This window comes from Kitasatospora mediocidica KCTC 9733, from assembly GCF_000744225.1.
GTDB classification, from domain to species: Bacteria; Actinomycetota; Actinomycetes; order Streptomycetales; family Streptomycetaceae; genus Kitasatospora; species Kitasatospora mediocidica.
The window spans coordinates 1,526,483-1,545,285 of sequence record NZ_JQLN01000007.1; the positions used below are offsets into that span (position 1 = coordinate 1,526,483).

General features: G+C 73.7%; 12 protein-coding genes. 5 read left to right on the plus strand and 7 right to left on the minus strand.

The features are described 5' to 3' along the window. Window positions 1-16 precede the first annotated feature (16 nt). The 5 genes from BS80_RS36995 to BS80_RS37015 form a co-directional block, all read right to left on the minus strand. Window positions 17-1,042 (minus strand): rod shape-determining protein, encoded by a 1,026-nt coding sequence (locus tag BS80_RS36995; protein WP_035807056.1) that lies wholly within the window; start codon window positions 1,040-1,042, stop codon window positions 17-19. A gap of 359 nt (window positions 1,043-1,401) precedes the next feature. Beyond that, window positions 1,402-1,815 carry a nucleoside-diphosphate kinase gene (gene ndk, locus BS80_RS37000; protein ID WP_035806191.1) on the minus strand — a complete coding sequence of 138 codons (414 nt, stop codon included), beginning with the start codon at window positions 1,813-1,815 and terminating at the stop codon, window positions 1,402-1,404. A 106-nt stretch (window positions 1,816-1,921) separates the two neighbouring features. Next, the gene (locus BS80_RS37005) at window positions 1,922-2,275 is read right to left on the minus strand and encodes a DUF4233 domain-containing protein (RefSeq protein WP_035806192.1); all 354 of its coding nucleotides are present in this window, start codon (window positions 2,273-2,275) and stop codon (window positions 1,922-1,924) included. 3 nt (window positions 2,276-2,278) lie between these two features. Beyond that, window positions 2,279-3,682: a bifunctional tetrahydrofolate synthase/dihydrofolate synthase gene (folC, locus tag BS80_RS37010; RefSeq protein WP_051967675.1), complete on the minus strand. Its 1,404-nt coding sequence runs from the start codon at window positions 3,680-3,682 to the stop codon at window positions 2,279-2,281. 165 nt (window positions 3,683-3,847) lie between these two features. Continuing rightward, window positions 3,848-4,363 carry a hypothetical protein gene (locus tag BS80_RS37015; protein ID WP_157536790.1) on the minus strand — a complete coding sequence of 172 codons (516 nt, stop codon included), beginning with the start codon at window positions 4,361-4,363 and terminating at the stop codon, window positions 3,848-3,850. 485 nt (window positions 4,364-4,848) lie between these two features. Between BS80_RS37015 and BS80_RS37020 the strand changes: the two genes are divergently transcribed. After that, a complete protein-coding gene (locus tag BS80_RS37020) occupies window positions 4,849-7,533 on the plus strand; it encodes a class III lanthionine synthetase LanKC N-terminal domain-containing protein (RefSeq protein WP_035806197.1) in 2,685 nt (894 codons plus the stop codon). 17 nt (window positions 7,534-7,550) lie between these two features. Here the strand turns inward: BS80_RS37020 and BS80_RS37025 are convergent, their stop codons facing one another. Next, window positions 7,551-8,345 carry an AfsR/SARP family transcriptional regulator gene (locus tag BS80_RS37025; RefSeq protein ID WP_198045708.1) on the minus strand — a complete coding sequence of 265 codons (795 nt, stop codon included), beginning with the start codon at window positions 8,343-8,345 and terminating at the stop codon, window positions 7,551-7,553. 158 nt (window positions 8,346-8,503) lie between these two features. Here BS80_RS37025 and BS80_RS37030 point away from each other — a divergent pair, with 158 nt between their 5' ends. The 3 genes from BS80_RS37030 to BS80_RS37040 all read left to right on the plus strand — a co-directional run bounded on the left by BS80_RS37030 (window position 8,504) and on the right by BS80_RS37040 (window position 15,028). Then, window positions 8,504-11,665, plus strand: coding sequence for a type 2 lanthipeptide synthetase LanM family protein (locus BS80_RS37030; RefSeq protein WP_232246784.1), 3,162 nt, complete (start codon window positions 8,504-8,506; stop codon window positions 11,663-11,665). A 73-nt stretch (window positions 11,666-11,738) separates the two neighbouring features. Beyond that, the gene (locus BS80_RS37035) at window positions 11,739-11,948 is read left to right on the plus strand and encodes a hypothetical protein (protein WP_035806199.1); all 210 of its coding nucleotides are present in this window, start codon (window positions 11,739-11,741) and stop codon (window positions 11,946-11,948) included. A 92-nt stretch (window positions 11,949-12,040) separates the two neighbouring features. After that, the gene (locus BS80_RS37040) at window positions 12,041-15,028 is read left to right on the plus strand and encodes a helix-turn-helix transcriptional regulator (protein ID WP_035806201.1); all 2,988 of its coding nucleotides are present in this window, start codon (window positions 12,041-12,043) and stop codon (window positions 15,026-15,028) included. Between the two features lie 63 nt (window positions 15,029-15,091). On the opposite strand, the gene BS80_RS37045 is transcribed toward BS80_RS37040, so the two are convergent. Beyond that, window positions 15,092-17,734: a valine--tRNA ligase gene (locus BS80_RS37045; protein ID WP_035806204.1), complete on the minus strand. Its 2,643-nt coding sequence runs from the start codon at window positions 17,732-17,734 to the stop codon at window positions 15,092-15,094. A 181-nt stretch (window positions 17,735-17,915) separates the two neighbouring features. Between BS80_RS37045 and BS80_RS38420 the strand changes: the two genes are divergently transcribed. Then, on the plus strand, window positions 17,916-18,803 hold the full coding sequence (locus tag BS80_RS38420; protein ID WP_051967678.1) for a hypothetical protein: 888 nt from the start codon (window positions 17,916-17,918) through the stop codon (window positions 18,801-18,803).

An 18,803-nucleotide genomic window follows, 5' to 3' on the forward strand; every position in this document is an offset into this window, starting at 1 on the left:
GTGTCCCTCTGACGGGCTAACGACGCGGCTGTGCGTCCAGTACCTGCTGCAGGGCTTCGAACTCCTCGACGCAGCGGCCGGCGCCCAGCGCCACCGAGTCCAGCGGGTTCTCCGCGATGTGGATCGGCATGCCGGTCTCCCGGCGCAGTCGCTCGTCCAGGCCGCGGAGCAGCGCGCCGCCGCCGGTGAGCACCACGCCACGGTCCATCACGTCGCCCGCGAGCTCCGGCGGGCACTGGTCCAGGGTGGTCTTGACGGCGTCGATGATGGAGTTCACCGGCTCGTCGATGGCCTCGCGGACCTCGGCGGCGGAGATCACCACGGTCTTCGGCAGGCCGCTGACCAGGTCGCGGCCGCGGATCTCGGCGTGCTCGTCCTTCTCGTTCTCCGACCCGTAGGCGGAGCCGATGCTCATCTTGATCTGCTCCGCGCTGCGCTCACCGAGCAGCAGCGAGTACTCCTTCTTGATGTGCTGGACGATCGCGTTGTCGAGTTCGTCGCCGGCCACCCGGATGGACTGGGCGGTGACGATGCCGCCGAGCGAGATCACGGCCACCTCGGTGGTGCCGCCGCCGATGTCGACCACCATGTTGCCGGTGGGCTCGTGGACCGGCAGGCCGGCGCCGATCGCGGCGGCCATCGGCTCCTCGATGATGTGCACCTGGCGGGCGCCGGCCAGGTGGCTGGCCTCGACCACGGCGCGCCGCTCGACCCCGGTGATGCCGCTGGGCACGCAGACCACGACCCGCGGGCGGGCCAGGTAGCGGCGGCGGTGGATCTTCTGGATGAAGTAGCGCAGCATCCGCTGGGTGATCTCGAAGTCGGCGATCACGCCGTCCTTCAGGGGGCGGATCGCGATGATGTTGCCGGGCGTGCGCCCGATCATCTTCTTCGCCTCGGAGCCGACCGCCAGGATCCCGCCGGTGTTGGTGTTCACCGCGACGACTGACGGTTCGTTCAGGACGATCCCCTTGCCCCTGACGTACACCAGCGTGTTGGCAGTGCCCAGGTCGATCGCCAGGTCACGGCCCATGAACGACAGATTGTTGGCCATGGAGTGTGGAATGCCTTCCCGAACTGGATGTCATGGGCGGGGAGTGGGCCTCGCGGGCTGTGCTCGCGGTGGTGGGTTCTCGCCTGCGGGCCCGCGCGGCGACCTGCGATCCGCGTCGCGGATCTGCACAGCAGACCTGTCCGGCCCGTGAGTTGTGTCCATCGTAGCCACGCCCGGCGAGCTGGTCGGCGGGGTCGGCTGCCGTCCATTCTGCGCGGCGGGATCGGTTCTCCCGGCATTGGGACGCCGTGTCGGGCGACCCAGTTCCATATTTGAGGATCAAATTCCCACGGTTGGCTGAGCCGGGGCACTCGGGCGCCCCGGCTCACCCTCCGTCAGGACCGGATTCAGGCCTGCCCGGGGAAGAAGATCTTGATCTCGCGCTCGGCGGAGGCCTCGGAGTCGGAGGCGTGGATCAGGTTCTCGCGGGTGATCGTGGCGTAGTCGCCGCGGATCGTGCCGGCGCCGGCGGCCAGCGGGTCGGTGGCGCCGGCCAGCGCGCGGATGCCCGGGATGACGTTCTCGCCCGTGACGATCAGCGCGATCGACGGGCCGGAGGTCATGAACTCCAGCAGCGGCTCGTAGAACGGACGGCCGAGGTGCTCGGCGTAGTGCTGCTCCAGCGTCGCGCGGTCGAAGGTGCGGAGCTCGACGGCGGCGAGGCGCCAGCCGGCCTTGCGCTCGATCCGGCTGATGATCTCGCCGGCCAGGCCGCGCTGGACGGCGTCGGGCTTGAGCAGGACGAGAGTGCGCTGGGACACGGTACGGCTCCAGTGGTTTCGGGGCGGAATGGTGTATGCCGCTTTCGCTGAGGCTACCTTGCGTGAGCAGCCCGCACAGACGTGCGGGCTGCCGTTGCGCGGCCGGTCAGACGGAGACGGCGGAGGCGGTGGAGGCGGCGGCGCGCTGGGCCTTGAGGACGTCGATCTTGCGTCCGTAGTGCACCGAGCACCACCACAGGCCGGCGAAGACCAGCCCGAGGCCGTACATGGTCGGCAGGACCAGGCCGCTGGCGATCAGGCCGAGCTGAAGCGCCCAGCCGATCGCGACCGCGCCCGGGCGGTTGATCATGCCGCAGAGCAGCACGCAGAGGACCATCGCGATGCCGCTCACGGTCCAGATGGTCCCGGCGGAGACGCTGGAGAGGTGCACCGCGACGAGCGCGGCGAACATGATCAGCAGGGCCTCGCCGATCAGGGTGGAGGAACAGAGGGTGCGCATCGGTCATCCCCTCCGGCCGAGCAGCAGGCGGGCCTCACCGACGGTGATCACCGAGCCGGTGATCAGGACGCCGGCGCCGATCAGGTCCTCGCCGTCCTCGGCGAGGGTGACCGCCGCGTCGATGGCGCCGGCGAGGTTGGGCTCGACCTGGACGCGGTCCTCGCCGAAGACCTCCACCGCCTGGGCCGCCAGGTCGTCCACCGACATCGCGCGGTGGGTGGAGTTCTGGGTGACCACGACCTCGCTCAGGATCGGCTCGAAGGCCTCCAGCACGCCGGAGACGTCCTTGTCGCCGCTGGTCCCGATCACGCCGACCAGTCTGGTGAAGGCGAAGGCCTCACCGATCGCGGCCGCCGTCACCCGGGCGCCGGCCGGGTTGTGCGCGGCGTCCAGCACGATGGTCGGGCTGCGCCGGACGACCTCCAGGCGGCCCGGCGAGGTGGCGCCGGCCAGCGCGGCGCGCACCTTGTCGATGTCCAGGGCGCCCTCACGGGCCGCGCCGATCCCGAAGAAGGCCTCGACGGCCGCCAGTGCGAGCATCGCGTTCTGCGCCTGGTGCTCACCGTGCAGCGGAAGGAAGATGTCGGCATACTCGGCGCCGCCCAGGCCCCGCAGCGTCACCAGCTGCCCGCCGACCGCGATCTCGCGGTGCAGCACCCCGAACTCCATGCCCTCGCGGGCCACCGTGGCATCCACCCGCACGGTGTGTTCGAGGATCGTCTTGGCGGCGTCCAGCGGCTGCTGGGCGACCACCGCGAGCGCGCCCTGCTTGATGATGCCGGACTTCTCCACGGCGATCTTGCCGGTGGTGTCGCCCAGCTTGTCGGTGTGGTCCAGCGAGATCGGGGTGATCACCGCGACCGTGCCGTCGAGCACGTTGGTGGCGTCCCAGCTGCCGCCCATGCCGACCTCGACCACGGCCACGTCCACCGGCGCGTCGGCGAAGGCCGCGTACGCCATGGCGGTGAGCACCTCGAAGAAGGAGAGCGCGATCGGCTGGGACTCGTCGACCATCCGGATGTACGGCTCGATGTCGCGGTAGGCCTCGACGAAGCCCTCCTCGCTGATCGGCTTGCCGTCCAGGCTGATCCGCTCGGTCACCGACTCGACGTGCGGGCTGGTGTAGCGGCCGGTGCGCAGCTCGAAGGCGTTCAGCAGCTGCTCCACCATCCGGGCCGTGGAGGTCTTGCCGTTGGTCCCGGTGATGTGGATCGACGGGTAGGCCCGCTGGGGCTGGCCCAGCAGGTCCATCAGCGCGCTGATCCGGTCGAGCGAGGGTTCGAGCTTGTTCTCGGGCCAGCGCTTGGCCAGCTCGGCCTCGATGTCGCGAAGCCCCACCGACTGGTCGGCGGGTTCCGCGCTACTGGGGCGGACGGTGTACGGGTTCTGCTCGGCGCTGCTGCTCACGCGCACCAGTCTACGGAGTGGCGGCTGCCGGACAGGCGGCCGGGCGGCCCGACGGGGTGGCCGGCCCGGGAAAGAACGCTCAGGGTCACGAACAGGTAAAGACTTGTGAAAGGGAAACACGGACCGCGAATCCCCGCCGAAATGGGTGCGCCCGGCCCGGCGAACTCAGGGGGCGCCCACCAGCTCGGCCGGCACGCCCGACTGGCGCGCCCTCAACTCGGCGACCACCTCGCGGACATCCTCCTCGGGCAGCAGCGGCAGCATCATCGCCACCCCCTGCAGCAGGCCGCCCAGCAGGAACGTGGTGTCGGCGGTGGCGGCCACCAACTCCCGCACGGCGAAGACGTCCCCGCGTTGGACCGCCTCGATCAGCCGGGCCGCGTCGGCGGACTCCTCGTCCACCGCGACGGTGACCGGGCCGGCCGGGGCGCGGCGGGCCAGCGTGCGCAGCACCTTGTCGCCGACCTCCGGCGCGTAGGCCTTGCGCACCGCCTCGGCGGCGATCCAGACCAGCAGCGTGACCACTTCACGCTCGGACCGGTCCTCCAGGATCCGGTCCAAGGCGTCGTCGAAGGCGAGTTGATTGCCGTGCCGGAAGGCCAGCAACAATGTCGCGGCCTGACCCTTGGTCTCCTCCACTCGCTGCGCAGGAAGTTCGCCGGCCAACTTGTGCACTGTCACCTTGCCCTGCCTTCCCCATCACCTCTGCCAGCACCCGAAACTTCAGGACACCGTATACGGCGCACCTTCCCAGGTCACCGGACCTGGCCGGATGAAGGCGGCAAAGAATGGAAACGGGCCGACCGGATTTCGGCCCGCGCACGCCCGGCGGATCAACGGGATTCACCCGGTCAGCGCGTTTGATCGCCCGTCGGCCTTTCCACGATCCCTGACAGCGAAGCGAGTTGCCCGGATAGCGGTTCGGCGGGCCGGCCAGGTCCTCGTTGAATTCGGTTCCGTATCAAGCGAATCGGAGCGGCCAAAGGCCGGCCATTCGGAATCCGCCGACCGCCGCTGCGGTCCCGGCCAGGGCCCCTCAGTGTGTTCTCAGTGGTTCCCCAGTGGCCGGTGGTGCACTGCAACCCCGGCTGCCGAACCGGCAGTACGGCGTTCGGCAGCCGGGGGCCACCTTCCCCCGGCCGCCGCCAGTCCGAACGGATTCGCCGATGTCCTCCTGGGAGTCCCCGCAGTCCTACACGCTCGTCGACCGCCGCTGGTACGAGTCGCCCGGCCGCTACCTGCCCGGCGACGAGCACCTGGCGGTGCTGCGCTCCGTCCTGCCCGACGGCTGGCGCACCCGGCGACGCGGCCTGTGGACGACGGCCCGGCCGCCGGGGGCCGACGCCCCGGCCCAGGGCTGGAAGCTGCGGGTCACCTCACTCGCCGAGGAGAGCACCGACGTCCTGCGGCTGGCGCTGCCCGTGCTCTGCGCGGCCGGCACACCGTTCACCTTCCTGATCGACCCGTTCTGCGCGCGGCTGGCCAACGGCGCGGACGGCTGGGCGGGGGCCGACGGCGGGCTGCTCACCGTCCACCCCCTCGACCTGGAGCAGTTCCGGGCCGTCGGCTCCCGGCTGGCCGCCGCGCTGCGGGGCCGGACCGGGCCGGAGATCCGCGCGGACCGGCGCTGGCCCGGCTCGACCGCCGTCGGCTACCACTACGGCGGCTTCGCCCGCGCCGAGCGCGTCGGCCCGGACGGGCGGCGCGGGCTGGTGATCGCCGCACCGGACGGCGGGGTCGCCGTCCACGTCCCGTCCCGCTGCTTCACGGTTCCCCCTTGGGAGAGCGACCCGTTCCCGGCCGGGCCCGCCGAGCCGGACGAGCCGCTGAGGGCCCGCTACGCCGTGCCGGCCCTGGACGCGCGCGGCGGGGCCAGGCCGGCCACCGACGCCCGGACCGGCCGCGACGTCGTCCTGAAGGAGGCCCGGGCGGGTGTGCTGGTCGGCAGCCCCGGCCGGCCGGCGATCGAGGTGCTGGAGAAGGAGTACCAGCTGCTCGGCGAGCTGGCCGACACCGGGCTGTTCGCCCGGCCGGTCGAGCTGGTGCGCACCGGCGGCCGCGCGGTCCTGGTGCGCGAGCGGCCGCGCGGAACGCCGTTCGGCCGGTACTGCCTGCGGACCAACCCGCTCGTCACCCTCGACCTGGACCCCGCCTCGGTGCGCGGGCACTTCCTCGGCCTGCGCGGCCTCTGGCGCCGGATCGCCGAGGCGGTGTCCACCGCCCACCGGCGCGGCATCCTGCTGGGCGACCTGTCCTGCGCCGGGGTGTCCGTCGACCCGGAGACCGGCACCGCCACGGTCGTCGGCCTGGAGACCGGCGTGCGCGAGGGCCTGGACGCGCATCTGGGCGTGCACACCCCGGGCACCGCCAGTCCCCGGCTGCTGGCGACCGGCCGTTACGACCAGGGCGCCGACTGGGACGCGCTCGGCGCGCTGATCTTCAGTTCGGTGATGGCGGTCGGCGGCGCCACCGGGTTCCACCGGCCCTCGCTCAGCCGGTTCCTCGCGGAGCTGGCCTACGACCTGGTGCTGCCCGCCGAACTGGTCGACCTGATCGACGACCTGACCGCCGGGGACACCGTCATCGACGGTCCGAAGGTGATCCAGCGGATCGACGAACTTCCTTTCGAAGGCCACCCGTTGTGGTCCACGCCGGTGCCCCTGGCGCTGCCGGCCACCGACCAGTACCGCCACCCCGAGCGGCTGCCCGGCCTGCGCGACGCCGACCTGGCCGAGGTCGCCGAGAAGGTCGTCGACTATGCCGTCGAGCTCGCGGATCCCCGGCGTCAGGACCGGCTCTACCCCGCCGACGCGGCGGTGTTCGACACCAACCCGCTCTCGGTCGCGCACGGCGCGCTGGGGGTGCTCTACGGCATCCACCGGCTGCGCGGATCGGTCCCCGCGGCCCAGCTGGGGTGGGCGATGGCGCAGGACGTCGATCCGGCCCGCTACCCGGCGGGGCTGTACCTCGGCCAGGCCGGCGTCGCCTGGGTGCTCGACGAACTCGGCCGCCCGGAGGCGGCGTTGCGCCTGCTGGACCGCACCCGCGAGCACCCGCTGCGGTTCGCCGCACCGGGCGTCCTGCACGGCAGCGCCGGCTACGGCCTGGCCTGCCTGCGCCTGTGGCAACGCCAGGGCGTCGGGCGGCTGCTCGACGACGCGCGAGCGGCCGGGCAGGCACTCGCGGCCGACTGCCTGCAGGACGCCTCCGGCGCCCGCTGGGCCGCCCCCGCCGAACCGGGCGGAGAGCCGCACAGCCGGGTCGGCCACGGCCACGGCGCCGCCGGGATCGCGCTCTTCCTGCTCTACCTGCACCTCGCCACCGGCGAGCAGCAGTGGTACGAACTCGGCCGGTCCGCGCTGGCGTTCGAGCTGCGGCGGGGCATCCGGGTGAACGGCTACGGCGGCGAGGACGACGGCCTGCCGGGCAGCTGCTGGGAGACCGGCACCGCCGGAACCGCCACCACCGCGCTGCGCTACCTGGTGGTGCGCCCCGAACCCGGACTGGCCGCCTCGGTCTCCGCGTTGCTGGCCGACACGACCCGCAAGTACAGCGCCGTGCCGGGCCTGTTCCACGGCCTGTCCGGACTGGGCAACGTCCTGCTGGACGCGGGCGAACTGCTCGGCGAGGAACGCTGGTTCGCCGAGGCCCGGCGGGTCGCCCAGGGCGTGCTGCTGAGCCGGACCGACCGGGCCGAGGGAGTGGTGTTCCCCGGCGGCCGGGCGCTGCGCGAGAGCACCGACTTCGCCACCGGCTCGATCGGAGTCGCGCTCTTCCTGGACCGGCTGCGCACCGCGCACCCGGGCGGCCGCAGCAACTTCAACTTCGTGCTCGACGAACTGCTGCCGTGAGGCGGCGCCACCCGCGCTCAGGCCCGCCACTGCAGGCCGGGGTCGTGCGCGAGCACCCGGCCGGTGAGGGAGGCGAGTTCGGGGCCGGGGTCGACGCCGAGTTCGTCGCGCAGCACCCGGCGGGCCTCGCGCAGCGCGGCCAGGGCCTCGGCCTGTCGGCCGCAGCGGTAGAGCGCCAGCGCCCGCAGCGCCCAACCCGACTCCCGCAGCGGGTAGTCGGTGGTCAGCGCCTCGCTCTCGACCAGGGTGACCCGGTGGTCGCCCAGGGCCAGGCAGGCCGCCACCCGCACCTCGCGAACGAGCGAGCGCCACTCCATCAGCCGGGCGATCTCGGCGCGCACGAAGCGGGCGTCGGCCAGTTCGGCGAACGGCGGCCCGGTCCACAGGTCCAGCGCCCGGTCGGCACCGGCCAGCGCCTCCTCCGGCCGGCCGGCGGCGGAGGCCGCGGCGGCCGACGCGGCCTCCGTGACGAACCGGTGGGTGTCCACCGCCTCCGAGCGCACGGCCAGCGCGTAGCCCGCGGCGTGCCGCACCAGCACGGTGGACTGCTGGCGGGCCCGGCGGTCCGGCTCCAGCGCGCGCCGCAGGTCCGCGACATAGGTGTGCAAGGTCTGCCGGGGCTTGTCCGGCGGCCGGCCCTCCCAGACCGCGTCGATGATCTGCTCCTCGCCGACCAGCCGGCCGCGCGCCAGCAGCAGCGCCACCAGCACGGCCTTGGGCCGACGGCCGCCCAGCGGCGCCCGGGCGCCGCGGACCGTCGCCTCGACCGGTCCCAGAACGTTGATCCCCACCTCAACCACGTTCGAATTCATACCCCGAGCTTGGATCCCCGCCGACCGGCTTCCCATGGGGTCCGGCCCCCAGATTCTCACCGGCACACCCAAGCCGGCCGGACACCGGCGCCGCGGTGGGCGGAACATGGGGGCCGTCCCCCATGTCGTCCGTCCCCATCGATGGCATTGTCTCGACCATGAACATCGCGGGGGCCTCCGACAACGACCGGCAGCAGGGGATGCCGCCCTGGTGGAGCCGAGGGGTGGCACTCGCCGAACGGCTGGGGTGCCCGACGACCGCGCGGCCCGACGACCTGCCGGCCGGGCAGCGCCGGGCGGACCGCCGTCTCCAGCGCTGGCGGGAGGACTTCGCCGCCGAGGAGGGCCTGTTCAAGGCCCGGCTGGCCGAGGACGGCCTGACCGAGGACGGGCTGCGCGCGCTGCTGGACGAGGACCCGGCGGCCCTGGCCGCACGGATCGACCGGCCCGGGTGGGCCAGGACCGCCGACCGGGTGCTGGCCGCCACCCCGGAGCGGCTCACCCCCGCGGCGACCTGCGGGAGCTGGGACGAGGGCTTCGCCGCCGTCCTCGCGCCGTTCACCGAGGAGGCCGCCGACCGCCTGGTCGTCGCGGCACGCCGGGCCGGCGCCCAGCGGATCGCCGACCTGCGGGCCGTCCGGGCCTGCTTCACCGAGCGGCTGGCCGCGGCACTGGTCCGGCTGGCCCGGCGGACCCTGGTGCTCGAACTGAACGTCCTGCGGGTGACCGGACGGCTGGCCGGCCAGACCCCCGAGGAGCGCTTCGCCGACTTCGTCCGGCAGTCCCGCGAGCGCGCCGGACTGACCGCGCTGCTCACCGAATACGCCGTGCTGGCCCGGCTGCTGGCGCAGACCTGCGAGCACGCGGTGGCGGCCTGGACGGAGCTGCTGACCCGGCTGTGCGCCGACCGCGACGCGCTGCTGCGCGGCGGCCTGCTGCCCGCCGACGCCGGGCGGCTGACCGGGATCGACGCGGGCGTCGGGGACAGCCACCAGCGCGGCCGCGCGGTGGCGGTGCTCGGCTTCGCCTCCGGCGCGCGGCTGGTCTACAAGCCGCGCCCGCTCGGCGTGCACGGGCACTTCAACGACACCGTCCACTGGCTCAACGCCCGGCTGCCCGGGCTCGGCCTGCGGACCCTGGCGGTGCTGGAGCGGGCCGCGTACGGCTGGGCGGAGTTCGTCAGCGCCCGGCCGTGCGAGGAGGCCGCGCAGGTCGAGCTCTTCTACCACCGGCTCGGCGTACTGCTCGCGTTGCTGCACACCCTGGGCGGCACCGACATCCACCACGAGAACCTGATCGCCTGCGCGGACCAGCCGGTGCTGGTGGACCTGGAGACGCTCTTCCACCCGGTCCTCGCGCTGCCCGACCAGCTGGCGGCCGACCCGGCGCGGCGGGCCCTGGAGTCCTCGGTGTACCGGATCGCGCTGCTGCCGCACCTGCTGGTCGGCGACCACGGCGGTTGGGACGTCTCGGCGTTGGGCGGGGACAAGGGCGCGCCGCTGCCGGTCGACGCGGTGGCCTGGAGCGCCCCGGCGACCGATGAGATGCACCTGGTCCGGACGCCGGCGGTGTTCGCCGGAGCCGCCAACCGCCCCCGGCTGGACGGCCGCGACGCCGATCCGGCGGCGCACACCGAGTCACTGCTCGCCGGGTTCCGGACCGGCTACGACACGATCACCGCGCACCGGTCCGAACTCACCGGCCCGGAAGGCCTGCTGGCCCGGTTCGCGGCGGACCGGACCCGGGTGGTGGCCCGCAACACCCGGCTCTACGCCGCCCTGCTGGACGAGTCGACCCACCCCGACGTGCTGCGCGACGCGCTCGACCGGGACCGCCTGCTCGACCAGCTGTGGCGCGAGTCGGCCGGCGACCCGGCCCGCTGGCCGCTGGTCCCCGCCGAACTCGGCGAACTGTGGGCCGGCGACATCCCGTTGCTGGCCGGGCACCCGGCGGCGGGCACGCCGAGCATCGCCGGCCGGCCCACCGACGCCGGCTACGCCGAGAGCGGCCTCGACCGGGTCGTCCGCCGGCTCGGCGAGATGGGCCGGACCGACCGGTACGACCAGGAGTGGATCATCCGGGCGGCCCTCGCCACCCGCAACACCGACGCCACCCACCGGCCCGGGCCCGTCCTGCCGGTCCACCGCGAGGCCGTCGTCCCCGACCCCGAACACCTGCTGGCCGCCGCCTGCGGGATCGCCGACCAGATCCTCGCCGGTGCCCACGACGACCGCCGCCGGGTCAACTGGCTGACCCTGGAGGCGATCGAGCAGCAGCACTGGGCGATCCTGCCGCAGGGCGCGGGCCTGGCCGGCGGCTACTGCGGCACCGCGCTCTTCCTCGCCCAACTCGCCGGTCTGACCGGGACCGAGCGGTACGCGGCGGTGGCCCGCCGTGCGCTGCAGCCGATCCCCGAGGTGCTCGCCACGCTCGCCGCACACCCCGAGCACCTGTCCGCCGTCGGCTGCGGCGGCTTCGAGGGACTCGGCGGAATCGCCTACGCGCTCAGCCAGTTGGCCGGCCTGCTGGCGGACCGGGAGATCGCCGAGTGGGCCGTCGAGGCGGTCCGGCTCACCGCGCTCGGCGTCCGGCTCGAACCGAGCGGCCAGGACGACGCCGGTCTCCCGGACACCGGTGTGCTGACCGGCCTGGCCGGCTGCCTGGCCGCGATGCTCGCCGTGCACCGGACGAGCGCGCTCCCGCTGGCGGCCGCCACCGCCGAGGAGTGCGCCCGCCGGCTCCTGGCCCGGCCGGCCGACGAGCCCGCGTCGACCGGCTTCGCCGACGGCTCGGCCGGCATCGGCTGGGCCCTGCTGCGGTTCGCCGAGGCCGGCGGCGGACCCGCCTACGCCGAGGCCGGCCTGCTCCGGCTGTCCCACGCTGTCGGCCGCCGCCCGGCGCCGCTGCCGGGCGTCGACACCAGCTGGTGCCAGGGCCTGACCGGCGCCGCCCTGGCGCTGGCCGACAGCGGTGCGGCGGCGGCCGACCCCGAGCTGGCCGCCCACCTGAAGCAGGCCACGGCCGGTCTCGCCGCGCCGGGCCCGCTGCCCAACCACAGCCTGTGCCATGGTGAGTTGGGGCGGCTGGAACTGCTGCTGACCGTCTCGGGCGGCGGCCCCGGCCTGCCCGGACCGGCCGTCGCCCGGGCCGGCGCCCTGCTGGCCTCGCTCGACCGCTTCGGCCCGCGCTGCGGCACCCCCGACGGGGTGAGCAGTCCCGGGCTGCTCACCGGCCTGGCGGGCATCGGACACGGGCTGTTGCGGCTCGGCTTCGGTGCCCGGATACCCTCGGTACTGCTTCTGCAGTCACCGAACACCTGACTGGGCCGCGACCCCGCACCGCCCAGCCGAGATCGCGGCCGACCCCGCCGCGACCGCCCGAAGGAGGACGTGCATGAACAACGACGAACTGGTCAGGTCCTGGAAGGACCCCGAGGCCCGCGAGAGTGCGCTCACCGACCACCCCGCCGGAGAGATCCGGACCGGCGAGAACACCCGGTCACTGCGCCGGGCAGCACTGCTGACCGGCCTGGGCGGACTGGCCATGGGCGCGGCGCTGATGGCCAGTCAGATGACCGTGACGAGCGTCTCGAGCCCCGCCTGACGGCTCGCCCGACCGGCACCGGCCGCCCGGCCGGGCGGGGCCGCGGCACCGGCCCCGTGGCGGATCCGCTTTTCGGACGGTAGCCTCCGGCCATGCTCATCACTTCGCCGGTGCTGGTCGGGCGCGACGATGAGCTCGCGCACCTCGACGCGGGCCTGGCCGCGGCCCGGCGGGGCGAGGGCCGGGCGGTCTTCCTGCTCGGCGACGCGGGCATCGGCAAGTCACGGCTGGCCTCCGCCTGCGCCTTCCGGGCCTTCGCCGACGGCATGGCGGTGCTGCGCGGTCGCGGCAGCACCACCGGCGCCACCATGCCGTTCCGCCCGGTCGCCGAGGCCCTGCTCTCGCTCTTCCGGATCGGCGGGCTGCCGCAGGATCCCGAACTCATGGCCTACCGGCCCGCGTTGGCCGAGCTGGTGCCCGAGTGGCGGAGCAGCTCGCCGACCACCGCCGGGGCCTCGGTACTGGAGACGGCCGAGGCCGTCCTGCGGCTGCTGGCGGCGGTCGGGCATGATCTGACGTCCCGCCAGGAGCCGGGCTGTCTGCTGGTCATCGAGGACCTGCACGACGCCGACGCCGAGACCCTCGCCGTCATCGAGTACCTGGTCGACAACCTCGCCGGCCTGCCGGTCTTCCTCCTGGTCACGCTACGCGCGGAGAGCGGGCCGGCCGGCGACCTGGCCCGCTCGGCCGGCCGGCGCCGCTCGGCCACCCCGGTCGAGTTGCGGCCGCTGGGAGCGGACGAGGTGCGGGTGCTGGCCGAATCCTGCCTGGGCGCGCAGGACGGGCAGCTCCCCCGCGAGGTGACCGACAAGCTCGTCAAGGACTCCGAGGGCAACCCGTTCGTCGTCGAGGAACTGCTCAGCGGGATGGTCAGCGCGGACGTGCTGCGCGGCGACGCCGACGGCTGGCGGGTCTGCGGGGACCTCGCCATCGACGTACCGACCACCGTGGTGCACAGCGTCGCCCAGCGGACCGCCCGGCTCGACCCGGCCGACCGCGACTTCCTGCACGTCGCGGCGGTCCTGGGACGCCGCTTCGCACTGCCCGTCCTGCAACTGGTCACCGGGCTGGACGACCGCAGCCTGCTGGTCCACCTGCGGGCCGGCATCGACGCCCAACTCATATCGCCCAGCGGCCCGGTGGCCGACTACTACGAGTTCCGGCACGCGCTGACCACCGAGGCGCTGTTGGCCGGGCTGCTGCCGATGGAACGCGCCGCGATCGCCCAGCGGGCGGCGGACGCGATCGAGCGGGCCCACCCCGGACTGCCCGGCGACTGGTGCCAGCGGGTCGCGGTGCTGCGGCTGGCCGCCGGGGACGCCCGGGCGGCCGGGCTGCTCTTCGCCGAGGCCGGACGGGCCGCGCTGGACGGCGGTGCGGTCGCCTCCGCCGTCGCCCTGCTGGAGCGCGCCCACGAGCTGATGGCCGGCTCGCAGGCCACCGCGGGGGCCGCCTCGGTGCTGGAGCGGCTGGTCTACACGCTGGTCGAGACCGGGCAGCTGGACCGGGCGCTGGCCCTGGCCGACACGCTCCCGCTGACCGGTCCCGGCGCGCTGGACGACGCCCGCTCCGCGGCCCTGCACACCCGGCTGGCCTGGGCCGCGGTGACCGCCCTGCGGCTGGAGGAGGCGGCGGCCCGGGTGAGTTACGTCCGCGGCCTGCTCGGCCGGTTCGACAGCGCGTCGCACACCCCGGCGATCGACGTGGTCGAAGCGCATCTGGTCCTGGTGCCGCGGCCGGCCGGCAGCCTGGGCCCGGACGGCGCCCCCGGCCCGGACGGCGGCGACCGCACCGAGCAGGCCGAACGGCTCGCGCGCCGCGCCGCCGAAGCCGCCGAGGCCGCCGACCTCCCCGAAGTCGCCTGTCAGGCCTTGCAGTTGCTGGCCCTGCTGGAGCGCCGGCACGGATTCGACCGGGCCGACGCCCAGCTGGAGCGGATCCTCGAACTGGCCGGCCGCCACCAGCTGACCACCTGGCAGGTGGACGCGCTGCTGCGGCTGGGCGCCAACGAGTTCATGCGCAGCGGCTCCTCCACCCAGCTGGAGCGGGCGCACCGCGCGGCCCTGGGGCTGGGTGCGCTGGCGCTGATGCACAGCGCGGAGGCCACGATGGCCATGCAGGCCGTGCTGCGCGGCTCCTACCCGGCGGCCCGGGAGCTCACCGACCGCTGTGTGGCGGCCACCGCCCGGCTGCGCAACGTCGACAACCACCAGTTCGTCCTGCTCACCCGGGCCGCGCTGGCGGCGCACCAGGGCCGGCGCCGCGAGATGGAGCAGGAGCTGACCGAGTTCCACCGTTGGGACGGCGACCGCTCGCTGCAACTGCCGCTGGCCTTCGGCACCTGCCGGGCGATCTGCGCCGTCCTGGAGGAGGACCGCGAGCGCTCGCTCGCCGAGCTGGACAACGCGCTCGCCTGGGAGCAGGAGCACCCGACCGTCTTCTACCTGAACGGGAGCTACGGGCTGCGCCCGCTGCTGCGCGCGATCGAGGGCCGGGCCGATCCGGCCGAGCACGCGCGGATCGCCGCGGAGCCGGCCGCCGGGCTGCTCTGGAACCGGCAGTTCGAACGGCTGGCGTTCGCGGTGCACGAGGGCCGGGCCGGGCGGGCCGACCAGGCGCTGCGGGCCGTCCAAGAGGCCCGCGAGGCCGCCGAACCGTTCCTGATGGCCCGAAACCTGGGCCTGCGGCTGGTGGCCGAGGCCGCCCTCGCCGACGACTGGGGTGACCCCGTCCCGTGGCTGCGCACCGCCGAGGAGTACTTCCACGGCGCCGCCGTCCCGGCCGTCGCCAGCGCCTGCCGGGACCTGCTGCGCCGGGCCGGGGCGAGTGTGCCGCAACGCCGCAGCGGATCCGACGGGGTCCCGGCCGGGCTGCGCCGACAGGGCCTGACCGTGCGGGAGTACGAGGTGTTCCTGCTCCTCGCCTCCCGGCTGGGCAACCAGGAGATCGCCGGCTGCCTGTACATCTCGCCGCGCACGGTGGAGAAGCACGTGGCGAGCCTGCTGGCGAAGACCGGCCGGGCCAACCGCGCCGCCCTGTACGACTACGCGGTCGAGGCGACCGCCGGGCAGGAGCGCTGAGAAGCGTCGGGCCCCGGGCGACTGCCCGGGGCCCGACGGTCGTGCTCAACCCTGCGGTGCTGCTCAGCCCTGCGGCAGCGCGGCCAGCTGGGCGGTGATCCGCTCGATGTCGGCCTCGGCGGCGCTCTGGCGGGCGCGGATCTTCACGACCACGTCCTCCGGGGCCTTCGCCAGGAAGCCCTCGTTACCGAGCTTGGCGGCCGTCTGCGTCTTCTCCTTCTCGGCGGCCGCGAGGTCCTTCTGCAGGCGCTTGCGCTCGGCCGGGACGTCGATGGTGCCGGACAGGTCGAGCGAGACCGTGACGCCGCCCACCGGGAGCGAGGCGGTCGCCGTGAAGCCGTCCTCGGCGGCGGACAGCCGCGCCAGCGAGCGGATCGCGTCCTCGTGGGCGACCAGCACCGTGCCGGCCAGCTCCAGGGCCGCGGGGACCTTCTGGCTCGGGCTGAGGCCCTGGTCGGTGCGGAACCGACGGACCTCGGTGACCACCTGCTGGAGGGTGGCGATCTCCGCCTCGGCGGCCGCGTCCCGGCGGGACGGGTCGGCGACCGGCCAGTCGGCGATCACCACGGACTCGGCGCCGGTGAGCGTGGTCCAGAGCGTCTCGGTGACGAACGGCATCACCGGGTGCAGCAGGCGCAGCGTCAGGTCCAGCACCTCGCCCAGCACCCGGCGCGAGGCGTCGGCCGACGCGCCGCCCTTGCCCAGGGTGGTCTTGGAGAGCTCGACGTACCAGTCGAAGACCTCGTCCCACGCGAAGTGGTAGAGGGCGTCGGAGAGCTTGGCGAACTGGTAGTCGTCGTAGAGCGCGTCGACCTCGGCGATGGTGGCGTTGAGCCGGCTGAGGATCCAGCGGTCCGCGGCGGTCAGCTCCTCGGGGGCCGGCAGCGGGCCCTGGACGGTGGCGCCGTTCATCAGCGCGAAGCGGGTGGCGTTCCAGATCTTGTTGCAGAACTTGCCCGCGCCCTGGACCCAGTCCTCACCGATCGGCACGTCCGCGCCGGGGTTGGCACCGCGGGCCAGCGTGAAGCGCACCGCGTCGGCACCGTAGGCGTCCATCCAGTCCAGCGGATCGACGGCGGTGCCCGAGGACTTGGACATCTTCTTGCCGAACTGGTCGCGGACCAGGCCGGTCAGCGCGATGGTGTGGAACGGCGCCTGACCGTCCATCGCGTACAGGCCGAACATCATCATCCGGGCGACCCAGAAGAAGATGATGTCGTGGCCGGTCAGCAGCACGTCGGTGGGGTAGAACTTCTCCAGCTCCGGGGTGCGCTCGGGCCAGCCCAGCGTGGAGAACGGCCACAGGCCGCTGGAGAACCAGGTGTCCAGCACGTCCGGGTCCTGGTGCCAGCCCTCGCCGGCCGGCGGCTGCTCGTCGGGGCCGACGCAGACGACCTCGCCGTCCGGGCCGTACCAGACCGGGATCCGGTGGCCCCACCAGAGCTGGCGCGAGATGCACCAGTCGTGCATGTTGTCGACCCAGCTGAAGTAGCGGCCCTCCAGCTCCTTCGGGTGGATCTGCACCCGGCCGTCGCGGACCGCGTCGCCCGCCTTCTGGGCCAGCGGCGCGACGTTCACCCACCACTGCAGCGAGAGCCGGGGCTCGACGATGGTGTGGCAGCGCGAGCAGTGGCCCACCGCGTGCATGTACGGGCGCTTCTCGTCGACGATCCGGCCCTGCTCGCGCAGCGCCCCGACGACGGCCGCGCGGGCGTCGTGCCGGTCCAGGCCGAGGAACGGGCCGTGCACGGTGATCGTGCCGCGCTCGTCCATCACCGTCAGGTTGGGCAGGCCGTGGCGCTGGCCGATGGCGAAGTCGTTCGGGTCGTGAGCGGGCGTCACCTTGACCGCGCCGGTGCCGAACTCCGGGTCCACGTGGGTGTCGGCGACCACCGGGATGCGGCGGTCCGTCAGCGGCAGCGCGATGGTGCGGCCGACCAGGTGGGCGTAGCGCTCGTCGTCCGGGTGGACGGCCACGGCGGTGTCGCCGAGCAGCGTCTCGGCCCGGGTGGTGGCCACCACGATCGACTCGTCGCCGTCGCCATAACGGATCGAGACCAGCTCGCCGGCCTCGTCCTCGTGCTCGACCTCGATGTCCGAGAGCGCGGTGAGGCAGCGCGGGCACCAGTTGATGATGCGCTCGGCGCGGTAGATCAGACCGTCGTCGAAGAGCTTCTTGAAGATGGTCTGGACGGCCTGCGAGAGGCCCTCGTCCATGGTGAAGCGCTCGCGCGACCAGTCGACACCGTCGCCGAGCCGGCGCATCTGGCCGAGGATCTGGCCGCCGTAGTTCTCCTTCCACTCCCAGACCTTCTCGACGAAGGCCTCGCGGCCCAGGTCGTGGCGGGAGAGGCCGGACTCGGCCAGCTGCTGCTCCACCCGGTTCTGGGTGGCGATGCCGGCGTGGTCCATGCCGGGCAGCCAGAGCGCCTCGAAGCCCTGCATCCGCTTACGGCGCGTCAGGGCGTCCATCAGGGTGTGCTGGAAGGCGTGGCCCAGGTGCAGGGCACCGGTCACGTTCGGCGGCGGGATGACGATCGTGTACGCGGGCTTGTCGCTCTTCGCGTCGGCGGTGAAGTAACCGCGCTCCACCCAGCGCTCGTACAGCTCGCCCTCTACCTCCGCCGGGGCGTAGGCGGTGGGAAGGGCTGCCACGTTGTCCCCGGACGCGTGGTCGGTGGGGCGCTGGTTCGTCTTGTCGGTCACGGCACACAGTTTACGTAACCGGGGACGGCTCTCTTCTCCATTTGTCCCCGCGGCCTCCCCCGAACCGCTCAGGACAGCCGTCCGGGCCGTACGGTAGCGTGCCCGGTACTCGTGCGCAGGGGCGGACGGGCAAGGGCAGTCCAGTCACAGGCCGCACCACGCGGCGGGGGAGCAGCAGAGCATGTACGGCCAGGGCCAACAGCCGCAGAATCCGCAGCAGTACCCGCCGCAGGGCCAGCCGCCCTACGGCCAGCCGCCGGCGCAGCCGCAGTACGGCGCTCCGCAGCCCCCGCAGTACGGGGCACCCCAGCAGGGCTACGGGCAGCCGACGTACGGGCAGCAGCCCCCGCCGCCGCAGTACGGCGCACCGCAGGCCGGCTACGGCCAGCCGCCCGCGCAGCCGCAGTACGGCGCTCCGCAGCAGCAGTTCGGCGGCTACCAGCCGGCAGCGCCCGCGCCGAAGGGCAAGGGCGGCCTGGTGGTCGGCCTGGTCATCGGCGCGCTGGTGCTGGGCGGCGGCGGTTTCGCGGCCTACAAGGTGCTCGGCGGCGGCAGCGGCAGCGCGACCGCGGGCAAGTACAAGATCGTCGCGCCGCAGTCGCTGTCCGGCGGCTACGTGCAGAAGACGGCGCAGTCCAAGCCGCCGACCTCCTCGGACAAGATCAACGGGTTCGACTCGATCGACGGCAGCCTCTCGGCGAACTACAACAAGGGCGGCGACGCGACCGACACGGTCAACCTCGGCGGTTCGTGGGGCACCATCAGCGACCCGAACGCGGTGCTGACCGCCATCAAGGCGAGCAGCACGAAGTCCGACGGTGCAAGCTGGACCAAGCCGCTGGCCACCGTCGACGCCAAGGACCCGCACGACGCGGGCGGCCTGATGGAGTGCGGGGAGCTCGGCGCCAGCGGGATCAGCGTCCCGGTCTGCATCTGGGCCAACCACTCGACCGCCGGGTCGGTGGACTTCGCCAAGGTCTCGCTCACCGGTGGCAGCAGCGCGATCTCGCTCGACCAGGCCGCGGCGCAGACCCGCGCCATCCGCGACGCCGCGGTGGTCGCCAAGTAG

What these genes read in the sequence shown, in the direction of transcription:
- BS80_RS37005 (WP_035806192.1), bottom strand. Translation starts at nt 2,275, where the DNA reads ATGCGCACCCTCTGTTCCTCCACCCTGATCGGCGAGGCCCTGCTGATC.
- BS80_RS37020 (WP_035806197.1), top strand. Translation starts at nt 4,849, where the DNA reads ATGTCCTCCTGGGAGTCCCCGCAGTCCTACACGCTCGTCGACCGCCGC.
- BS80_RS37025 (WP_198045708.1), bottom strand. Translation starts at nt 8,345, where the DNA reads ATGAATTCGAACGTGGTTGAGGTGGGGATCAACGTTCTGGGACCGGTC.
- BS80_RS37040 (WP_035806201.1), top strand. Translation starts at nt 12,041, where the DNA reads ATGCTCATCACTTCGCCGGTGCTGGTCGGGCGCGACGATGAGCTCGCG.
- BS80_RS38420 (WP_051967678.1), top strand. Translation starts at nt 17,916, where the DNA reads ATGTACGGCCAGGGCCAACAGCCGCAGAATCCGCAGCAGTACCCGCCG.
- BS80_RS37035 (WP_035806199.1), top strand. Translation starts at nt 11,739, where the DNA reads ATGAACAACGACGAACTGGTCAGGTCCTGGAAGGACCCCGAGGCCCGC.
- BS80_RS37030 (WP_232246784.1), top strand. Translation starts at nt 8,504, where the DNA reads ATGAACATCGCGGGGGCCTCCGACAACGACCGGCAGCAGGGGATGCCG.